Below are 7,380 nucleotides of genomic sequence, written 5' to 3' on the forward strand. Positions count from 1 at the left end.
AGGAAGTATGAGCTTTCCTTTTACCTCAATGACCGGGGGCGTGTCACTTACAACGAATTATGCCGGAAATGCCAGCATGGGTGCAAGCAGAGCTTCCGGGCGGTTGTGATTGACTGCCCCCGTTATTTATCCAAACGAGCAAAGAAAAAGGAGGAACACACAGAATGAATTTTGAATTTATGACGATAGACACACCATTGCCGCCATGTATGCCATTTCCCAGAGCGTTGACAGGGTTTCCAGTTAGCAGCACCGCAAAGGTTATGTACTGCCGGATGTTGGACGCTATGCTCTCCAAAGGGCAGGAGGACGAGAACGGAATCCTGTTTGTTTGCTTCCCTGTTACAGCCATTGCCGCAGTCCTGTCCCGCAGCCCCATGACGGTCAAGCGTTCTTTGAATGAACTGGAAACCGCCGGACTTATCATGCGGGTGCGTCAGGGCGTGGGAGAACCGAATAGGATTTATGTGCTGATACCGGGAAAGGAGGACGCCGCCCTTGCCTGATACCTCAAAGCTGGAAAAGCTCAACCGGGAGCTGGAGAAAAGCGAAAAGAAACTGCGGAAAGCCATCAATGATGAAAAGGCATTGCAGCACCAGTTAAAGCAGCTTACCCGAAAGGAACGGACACACCGGCTCTGTACCCGTGGCGGTATGCTGGAAAGTTTTCTGCAAGAGCCGGAACGCCTGACAGACGATGATGTCATGCTGTTGTTGAAACTCATTTTTCACAGGCAGGACACGCAGGAACTATTGAAGAAACTGCTGGAACGGGAGAAGCCGGAAACCCCTTAGTTTACTAAGGGCGCAACTATACACCACCTGAAGGTAGTGTGTTGCGCCCTGCCGGGGGCGTCTCCGCTTCCGCTCCGGTCGGCGCAGAGCTGACGTCCACTGGACGTCATGCGCCCTGCGGAAAGCGGATGATTGCCCGCAGCGTTCCGGCTCCTGTCAATCATCACAGGGGAAGCTACACTTCCCCTGCGCTGGCTGCCGCCAGCTACCCCTTTGTGGACTTGCCGCCCGGAAACACCTTGCGCTGCAAGCTGTTCCCGTCCAGCAAGTTTACAATTCTTCTATTCCCAAAAGTGGCTGGTCATAGTATAATAGAGCCAGCGACAAATCGTACATTTATGGAGGTAATTAGGATGTTTCAAGAATTGGGAATCAGTGCTGGTACAGCAATTATTATACTGATTGCATTATATTTTATTATCAAGTGGTCTGTAAAAAATGGGATAAAAGAAGCTTATAAAGATATAACTGGTAAAAAACTCACAGAAGATTTGGAACTTGAAACATTATTGGAAGAAAATGCAGATAATAAATAACTTCCCATTTATCAGCCTATTATCATCGGGCCATCCTGACCCGAACTTTCAAAACCGAATACCAGCCGCCCACCGGCGGCACCACCGAGCAGGAAATCTTGAAACAGGTTCCCTGCTCTTTTTATGCCCGGACGCCGGGAGAAAGGAGGACAATACTTGCCATGCCCGCACTTTGATGTGAAAATCATCCAGCGCAGCAAGCGCCAGTCAGCCGTTGCGTCTGCCGCCTACCAGAGCGGGGAACGGCTGTTTTCCGAATACGACCAGAAGCAGAAATACTATTCCCATAAAAGCGAAATCGTCCACACCGAAATCATGCTGCCGCCCCACGCCCCGCCGGAGTACGCAGACCGGAATACCTTGTGGAACGCCGCCGAAGCCATCGAGAAACAATGGAACTCCCAGCTTGCCCGGAGATTTGTGCTTGCCATACCGAGGGAACTTCCCCCGGAACAGTACGCCGACCTTATCCGGGACTACTGCCGGGAGTTTTTTGTTTCCAAAGGCATGATTGCCGACTTTGCCATCCATGACAAGGGGGACGGCAATCCCCACGCCCACATCCTTCTTACCATGCGGGCGATGGACGAAACCGGGAAATGGCTCCCCAAAAGCCGGAAGGTCTACGACCTTGACGAGAACGGCGAGCGTATCCGGCTTGCGTCCGGCAGATGGAAAAGCCACAAGGAGGATACCGTGGACTGGAACGACCAGAAGTACGCCGAGATATGGCGGCAGGGCTGGGCTGACACGGCGAACCGCTATCTGGAAGCTATCGGCAGCCCGGAGCGCCTTGACCTTCGCTCCTATGCCCGACAGGGGATTGATAAAATCCCCACCGTCCACATGGGGCCAGCGGTCAGCCAGTTGGAGAAGAAAGGCATACAGACCAACATCGGCAACCTGAACCGGGACATCAAAGCCGCCAATTCCCTCATGCAGTCTATCCGGCAGATGGTACGCAGCTTAAAGGGCTGGCTGTCCGGCCTGAAAGAGAAAAAGGCGGCGCTGCTGGAAGCACTGGAACAGGCAAAGGAGCCGACCATCCCCGAACTGCTTTCCCGGTATCTGGATATGCGGAGTGAGGAACGCACCGGCTGGACTTCCAAGGGGAAGCTGAAAGGCACTGTTGGAGATTTCAACAAGGTCATGGAAGCCCTTGACTTCCTGCGGCAGAAAGAGATTTCCACCGTGGAGAGTCTTGACGCCTATCTGGATAAGGTCAGTGGGGAGATACTTTCCGCAAAGACCGACATCAGAAAATCGGAACGCCGGATAAAGGCCATTGATACCACGCTTTCCCATCTTGCCAACCACGGAGCCTACAAAGAGGTTTACAAGAAATACGCTTCCATCGGCTGGAAAACCCGGAAGGAGAAATTTGCCGCCGAACACCGGGAAGAACTGGACGCCTACCTTGCCGCCAATCGTTTCTTCAAAGCCCATCATGATGAATTGCCCTACGACAAAAGGAAACTAAACGAGGAACGGAAGCAGCTTTCCGGGGAACTGTCTGAAAAGAATGAGGGATTGCAGGTGGTTCAGGAGGACATGAAGCTGCTGCGGGATGTGCGGAACTGGATAAACCATGTGCTGCCGCCGGAGCAGCGCCGAGCCGTGGCGGAGCCGGGAAAGAAACCGTCAATCAACGAACAATTAAGCTGGAAGATAGAGGGCGTGAAGCAGCGGGAAGAACGGAAACGCCAGCAGCCCCGCCGCCAGCAAAAACAGGATATGGAACTTTAACCAATCAGGCGCTTGCCATTTTCCCCGTGAGAATGACAGGCGCTTTTTCTATTTTCAGGAGGATTTGCCTATTGAACGTATTTGAAGCCGTGAAGCAGTCTGTTACCACCCGGCAGGCCGCCGAGCATTACGGTATCCGGGTAGGAAGAAGCGGGATGTGTGCCTGCCCCTTCCATGACGATAAAAACCCCAGCATGAAGGTTGACCGGCGCTTCCATTGCTTCGGCTGTCAGGCAGACGGGGATGTGATTGACTTTGTTTCCCGTCTGGAAAACGTCAGCCCCAAGGAAGCCGCCCTCATGCTGGCGCAGGATTTCTCCATCCCCTATGAGGATAAGGAGCCGCCAAGCAGGAGCCGCTGCCCCCAGCCCCGGCAGGAAAGCCCGGAGCAGCAATTCAAGCGCATGGAACGCCACTGTTTCCGGGTACTGTCCGACTATCACAATCTGCTGCGCCGCTGGAAGCGGGACTATGCCCCCAAGACACCGGAGGAAGAATGGCACCCGCTTTTCGTGGAAGCCTTGCAGAAACAATCCCATGTGGAATATCTGCTGGATGTGCTGCTGTTCTCCGATATGGGTGAACGTGCCGCCCTGATTGCCAGCTACGGAAAGGAAGTGAGGAACCTTGAGCGGAGAATGGCAGACCTTGCCGCCCGAACTGCGGCAGGCCGTGACGGAAACCATCGAAACCGCACCCCCGCCCCGGAGCGTTGAGGAAGTCAAAGCCATGCTGGAAAGCACCGAGAAAGGCGGCGTGCGGAACAGTATCCACAACTGCCTGACCGTGTTCCAGTATGACCCCGTCCTTTCCGGAGCGGTTGCGAAAAATCTCCTGACCGAGCGTATTGACCTTCTAAAGCCCATCGGTAGGAAACGCAGAACCGGCAGCAAGGCCATGACCGACACGGACATGAAATATATCCGGCTGTATCTGGAAGATACCTACGGCCTGACAAGCGAGAAAAAGATAGCAGACGCCGCTGATCTGGCCGCAGACGCCAACAGCTACCATCCCATCCGGGACTACCTGAACGGCCTTGTCTGGGACGGGAAAGAGCGTATCCGCTACTGCCTGCGGCATTTTCTGGGAGCCGACACGGACAACTTCACTTACCATTCCCTGCGGCTGTTCCTGCTGGGAGCCATCCACCGGGCTTTCTGCCCCGGCTGTAAGTTTGAGGTCATGCTCTGTCTGGTAGGCGGCCAGGGAGCCGGGAAATCCACCTTCTTCCGGCTGCTGGCCGTAAAGGACGAGTGGTTTTCCGATGATTTGCGGAAGCTGGACGATGATAACGTGTACCGGAAGCTACAAGGCCACTGGATAATCGAGATGTCGGAGATGATTGCCACCGCCAACGCCAAGAGCATAGAGGAAATCAAGTCATTTTTAAGCCGCCAGAAGGAGGTCTATAAAATCCCCTACGAAACCCACCCGGAGGACAGGCTGCGGCAATGTGTGTTCGGCGGGACTTCCAATGCGCTGGACTTCCTGCCCCTTGACCGTTCCGGGAACCGGCGCTTCCTGCCGGTCATGGTCTACCCCGGACAGGCCGAGGTACACATTTTGGACGATGAAGCCGCTTCCAGAGCCTATCTGGAACAGGTATGGGCGGAAGCCATGACAACCTACAAAAGCGGCGATTTCAAGCTGTCTTTTACCCCCGAAATGATACAGTACCTCAAAGAACACCAGCGGGATTTTATGCCGGAGGACACCAAGGCCGGGATGATACAGGCGTACCTTGACCGCTACACCGGCAGCGCCGTATGCTCCAAGCAGCTTTTCAAGGAAGCCTTAAACCACCCCTTTGACGAGCCGAAACAGTGGGAAATCCGGGAAGTCAACGACATTATGAACCACGGTATCACGGGATGGAAGTATTTCTCCAATCCGCGGATATTTGAGGGATACGGCAGACAGAAGGGCTGGGAACGGGAAGCCCCGGCAACGGGCGCTGACAACGGGCGTGAAAAAACGCCGGACGGATTTGTGGAAGTCACGGAGCAGATGGAGCTTCCCTTCTGAAAAATCCGGGGAAATCACAGCCGGTTGCCGACCCCGTTGCTATCCCGTTGCCGGGCCGGTTGCCGGGAAAAAGCCCGTAACTGCGGGCTTTTCTTCCCTCTGACAACCAAAGCAACAGAAAAATAAAAGAAAAAGTAATAAATAACCCAACCGCCAGACAGAGATTGTTTTCGAGGTTTTTTGAAGCCCGTTGCCGGACTTCGTTGCCGACCCTCTCCTGTCTGGCTTATTTCATTTATGGAGGTAACTGCCTATGGCAAAAAGCAAAACTGAAATCCATGTCACAACGGTATTTGACGGCGAACTGGACGCTACGGACGTTTTCGTGAGCCTGATTGCACAGAAATACAGCCAGAGAAATGATAAAGAATATCTTGCGAAAAAGCAAGATTTAGAGTATAATAAAGACAAGGTTCAGAGTGACCGTGTTCCGTCTGGATTGTGCGGGTAACGGTTATGATGAACGGATTTGAATATGCAGGCGTAGACGCAATACTGGCAGGCAGCTTCCGGGCGGCTATCTATTGCAGGCTTTCCAAGGACGATGACCTTGACGGGGAGAGCGCCAGTATCGCAAACCAGCGGGCTATGCTGGAAACCTACTGCGAAAAGCAGGGATGGGAGGTTGTTGCAGTCTATCAGGACGATGGCTACACGGGGCTGAACATGGAGCGCCCCGACCTGAAACGGATGTTGAAAGCCATCGAGCGCAGGCAGATAAACCTTGTGGTCACGAAAGACCTGTCCAGACTGGGTAGGAATTACTTGCAGACCGGCTTCCTGATTGAAGATTTCTTCCCCCGCAACGGAGTGCGGTATATCGCCATGAATGACGGTATCGACACCATGCGGGACAACAACGACATAGCGCCGTTCAAGAACATCCTCAACGAGATGTACAGCAAGGATATTTCCAAGAAGGTTCATTCCTCTTATCTGCTGAAAGCGCAGAAAGGCCAGTTTACCGGCTGCCTTGCCCCCTTCGGCTACCGGAAAGACCCGGAGGACAAAAACCATCTGCTGATTGATGAGGAAACGGCTCCCATTGTCCGGCGTCTGTTTACGTGGGCGCTGGAAGGACACGGCCCCAACTACATCCGGCGCAGGCTGGAAGAAGAAAAAATCCCATGCCCGACCTACTGGAACCGGGTGAGGGGCTTTCGGAACGTGTCAACCAAGTGGGAAAAGAAAGACCCGGTAAACGGGCGGTATATGTGGGACTTCTCCGTGATTAAGGACATCCTGATGAACCCTGTCTACACCGGCGCTATCGCTTCCCAGAAGAAGGAATACCGCTTCAAAATCGGCACCATCGGGGAGAAAAAGCCGGAGGACTGGATTGTGGTGGAGAACCAGCATGAGCCGCTTGTTGACCGCAAGACCTTTGACATCGTGCAGCGCAAGCTGAAATCCCGGCAGCGCCCCCGCCAGACCGGGGAAATCAGCCTGTTTGCGGGGCTTATCAAGTGCGGCGAGTGCGGGAAGTCACTGACGATCCGCTACACCAACGACAAGCACCCGAAGCAGATTTATTCCTGTAAGACCTACAATGCCTACGGCAAGCAGCACTGTACCCAGCACCGGGTTGAGTACGACACCCTTTACAGCCTTGTGCTGAACAAAATCCGGGAGTGCGCCAGAGCCGCCCTGATGGACGGGGAAGCCGTTGCCGGGAAGCTGACCGACACCTGCGAAGCCGAGCAGAAAGGCCAGCGGGAAGCGTTGGAGCGTTCCCTAACCAAAGACGAGGAACGGATTGACGTTCTGGAAAAGATGGTGCTGCGGCTGTATGAGGACATGGTTGCCGGGCGTATCAGCGAAGCGAACTTCAATCTGCTGATGGAAAAGACGCAGGCGGAACAGGCCGAGTTGAAGGCAAAGGTCACGGAAGGCCGGAAGAAGCTGGCCGATGAAATCCGGCTTGCGTGTGACGCCCGCCAATGGGTGGAAGCCATTCAGGAATACGCCGACATTACGGAACTGGACGCCGCCACCTTAAACCGCCTGATTAAAGAAATCGTTGTCCATGAGAGCATAGACAGCGATAAGACAAGACACATTTCTATCGAAATTCATTTCAGTCTCAAACCCATCCCGGAGGTGGAGCAGGTCACGGCATGACCTGCCCCCGCCGGGGCGGTTCTTAAAAAACTCCATAGATATTTCTTGACACGCCGCCGCCCGCCATCGAGCCGTTTTTCTACACCTATTTGGGGATAAAACAGCTCATGGCCGGCGGCGGTGTCGTTCTGATCGGCCTTCAGCTTATCCCTCT

Annotated in this window: 8 protein-coding genes and 1 pseudogene; all 9 read left to right on the top strand. The window is 54.0% G+C overall.

Going from position 1 to position 7,380, the window contains the following annotated elements; genetic code table 11:
• The first annotated feature begins 164 nt into the window (after positions 1 to 164).
• Positions 165 to 506: a DeoR family transcriptional regulator gene (locus tag DW677_RS16555; protein WP_003020305.1), complete on the top strand. Its 342-nt coding sequence runs from the start codon at positions 165 to 167 to the stop codon at positions 504 to 506.
• The gene (locus DW677_RS16560) at positions 499 to 795 is read left to right on the top strand and encodes a DUF3847 domain-containing protein (RefSeq protein ID WP_002594808.1); all 297 of its coding nucleotides are present in this window, start codon (positions 499 to 501) and stop codon (positions 793 to 795) included. Before DW677_RS16555 ends, DW677_RS16560 begins: the two co-directional genes overlap by 8 nt.
• Positions 796 to 923: 128 nt before the next feature.
• Complete coding sequence (locus DW677_RS18945; RefSeq protein WP_242992213.1) at positions 924 to 1,331, top strand: DUF6019 family protein; 408 nt, start codon at positions 924 to 926, stop codon at positions 1,329 to 1,331.
• 156 nt (positions 1,332 to 1,487) lie between these two features.
• Complete coding sequence (mobQ, locus tag DW677_RS16570) at positions 1,488 to 3,077, top strand: MobQ family relaxase (RefSeq protein WP_117567841.1); 1,590 nt, start codon at positions 1,488 to 1,490, stop codon at positions 3,075 to 3,077.
• A 71-nt stretch (positions 3,078 to 3,148) separates the two neighbouring features.
• Complete coding sequence (locus tag DW677_RS16575) at positions 3,149 to 3,793, top strand: CHC2 zinc finger domain-containing protein (RefSeq protein ID WP_181968387.1); 645 nt, start codon at positions 3,149 to 3,151, stop codon at positions 3,791 to 3,793.
• A 13-nt stretch (positions 3,794 to 3,806) separates the two neighbouring features.
• On the top strand, positions 3,807 to 5,105 hold the full coding sequence (locus DW677_RS16580) for a virulence-associated E family protein (RefSeq protein WP_117567842.1): 1,299 nt from the start codon (positions 3,807 to 3,809) through the stop codon (positions 5,103 to 5,105).
• A gap of 253 nt (positions 5,106 to 5,358) precedes the next feature.
• Positions 5,359 to 5,556: a hypothetical protein gene (locus DW677_RS16585; RefSeq protein ID WP_055271298.1), complete on the top strand. Its 198-nt coding sequence runs from the start codon at positions 5,359 to 5,361 to the stop codon at positions 5,554 to 5,556.
• A 5-nt stretch (positions 5,557 to 5,561) separates the two neighbouring features.
• Positions 5,562 to 7,226, top strand: coding sequence for a recombinase family protein (locus DW677_RS16590; RefSeq protein ID WP_117567843.1), 1,665 nt, complete (start codon positions 5,562 to 5,564; stop codon positions 7,224 to 7,226).
• A gap of 107 nt (positions 7,227 to 7,333) precedes the next feature.
• A pseudogene (locus DW677_RS16600) lies at positions 7,334 to 7,380 on the top strand (hypothetical protein); the annotation flags it as partial.

This window comes from Clostridium sp. AM25-23AC (assembly GCF_003435125.1).
GTDB lineage: Bacteria > Bacillota > Clostridia > Lachnospirales > Lachnospiraceae > Pilosibacter > Pilosibacter fragilis.

Excerpts from the sequence above, each read along its gene's own strand:
- DW677_RS16585 (WP_055271298.1), top strand. The coding sequence starts at position 5,359 with ATGGCAAAAAGCAAAACTGAAATCCATGTCACAACGGTATTTGACGGC.
- DW677_RS16590 (WP_117567843.1), top strand. The coding sequence starts at position 5,562 with ATGATGAACGGATTTGAATATGCAGGCGTAGACGCAATACTGGCAGGC.
- DW677_RS16555 (WP_003020305.1), top strand. The coding sequence starts at position 165 with ATGAATTTTGAATTTATGACGATAGACACACCATTGCCGCCATGTATG.
- DW677_RS18945 (WP_242992213.1), top strand. The coding sequence starts at position 924 with ATGATTGCCCGCAGCGTTCCGGCTCCTGTCAATCATCACAGGGGAAGC.
- DW677_RS16580 (WP_117567842.1), top strand. The coding sequence starts at position 3,807 with ATGCTGGAAAGCACCGAGAAAGGCGGCGTGCGGAACAGTATCCACAAC.